Origin of the sequence: Kitasatospora sp. NPDC090308, assembly GCF_044769485.1 — a bacterium.
In the GTDB taxonomy this organism is placed as follows: Bacteria; Actinomycetota; Actinomycetes; order Streptomycetales; family Streptomycetaceae; genus Kitasatospora; species Kitasatospora fiedleri.
The window spans coordinates 1-2,064 of the sequence record NZ_JBIVXY010000040.1 but is presented as its reverse complement, the minus strand read 5'-3'; the positions used below and the strand labels follow the sequence as shown (position 1 = coordinate 2,064).

Below are 2,064 nucleotides of genomic sequence, written 5' to 3'. Positions count from 1 at the left end.
CAACTCCGCCACCGACGCCGACGGCAACTCCCGCCCCGTCGAAGCCCACCCCGCCAGCAACTCCCGCTCCCCCGCCGTCAACACGTCCAGACTGCCGACCCGGCGGTGCGGGTCCTCGGCGACCTGGGCGAGCACGGCGAGCAGCCGTTCGAGCAGGGCTTCGGCGGTGCCGCGGTCGTAGAGGTCGGCGGCGTACTCGAAGGCGATGTCGATCTCCTCGGCGGAGGAGGTCTCCTCGAAGTTGAAGTCGAGTTCGAACTTGGCCGCGCCCAGCTCGCTCGGGACGATCCGGCTCTCCAGGCCGAGCAGGCGGCCGGCCTGCCCGTCGCTGTGCTGGTAGCCGAGCATCACCTGGAACAGCGGGTGCCGGCCGGGCACCCGGGGCGGGTTGACGGCCTCCACCAGGCGGTCGAACGGGAGGTCCTGGTGGGCGAACGCGGCCAGGTCGAACTCCCGGACGCGGCCCAGCAGTTCGGCGAAGGTCGGGTCGCCGGACAGGTCGGTGCGCAGCACCACGGTGTTGACGAAGAAGCCGACCAGCCGGTCCAGTCCGCTGTCCGAGCGGCCCGCGACGGGGGCGCCGAGCGGGATGTCCTCGCCCGCGCCCAGGCGGTGCAGCAGGGTGGCGACGGCGGCCTGGAGCAGCATGAAGGTGGTGGTGCCGGTGGACCGGGCGGCCTCGCGCAGGCCCCGGTAGACGGCGGGCGGGACCTGCCCGTACACGGTGTCGCCCCGGTGGGCGGCGACGGGGGTGCGCGGGTGGTCCAGCGGGAGGGCCAGCTCCTCCGGCAGCCCGGCCAGGGCCTGCCGCCAGTGGTCGAGCTGGCGCTCCAGCAGGCTGCCGGGGCCCTCGGCGAGCAGCTCCTGCTGCCAGAGCGTGTAGTCGGCGTACTGGACGGCGAGCGGCGGGAGTTCGGTGCCGGTGTAGGCGGCGGTGAGCTCCTCGACGAACGGGTTCATCGACCACTCGTCGCCCGCGATGTGGTGGAACAGCAGCACCAGCACGTGCTCCTCGGGCCCGAGTTCGAGCACGGTGACGCGCAGCGGCCGCTCGGTGGCGAGGTCGAAGCCGCGGCGGACGGCGGCCTGCACGGCGGCGTCGAGCCCGGCCGCGGTGACCGTCCGGACCTCGATCGCCTCGGCGGCGGCCGGGGCGTCCAGGACCTGCTGGAACACCGAGCCGTCGCGCTCGGTGAAGACGGTGCGCAGGCTCTCGTGCCGCTCGCTGACGGTGCGGACGGCGGTGCGCAGCGCGTCCCGGTCGAGCGGGCCGGTGACGTGGACGACCAGTGGGACGTTGTAGGTCGCGCCGTCGCCGTCGAGGTTCTGCAGGAACCACATCCGGCGCTGGGCGTGCGAGAGCGGCAGGTCGGCGGGGCGGGGGCGGCGGGTCAGGGCGGGGCGGGTGTCGGCCGCGCCGTCCAGGCGGTGGGCCAGGGCGGCGGGGGTGGGGGCCTCGAACAGGTCGCGGACGGTCAGCGCGCCGCCGAGCGTCTTGCGGACCCGGGCGATCAGGCGGGCGGCGAGCAGCGAGTGGCCGCCGAGGTCGAAGAAGTTCTCCTCGGGCCCGACCTCGGCGAGGCCCAGCGCCTCGCCGAACACGTCGCACAGGATCTCCTCGCGGGCCCCGCGCGGGGCGCGTTCGCCGCCGCCGCTCTGCGGGGCGGGCAGCGCCTGGCGGTCGAGCTTGCCGTTGACGGTCAGCGGCAGGGCGTCCAGCACCACGAGGGCCGAGGGCACCATGTACTCGGGCAGCCGGGCGGCCAGCGCGGTGCGCACCTCGTCCGGTTCGGCGGTGCCGACCAGGTAGGCGACCAGGCGCTTGACGCCCGGGGTGTCCTCGCGGACCACGACGGCGGCCTGGGCGATGCCCGGGTGGGCGGTCAGCGCGTCCTCGATTTCGCCGGGCTCGATCCGGTAGCCGCGGATCTTGACCTGGTCGTCGGCCCGGCCCAGGAAGTCCAGCAGGCCGTCGGCGCGCCAGCGGACCACGTCGCCGGTGCGGTACATCCGGGCACCCGGCGCGCCGAACGGGTCGGCGACGAAACGCTCGGCCGTCAGGCC

Annotated in this window: 1 protein-coding gene; it reads right to left on the bottom strand. The window is 75.0% G+C overall.

The genetic code is table 11. The annotated features are described in order from the left end of the window. The coding region (locus tag ACIQVD_RS34180; RefSeq protein ID WP_402292723.1) for a condensation domain-containing protein at positions 1 to 2,064 on the bottom strand (2,064 nt) is incomplete at both ends.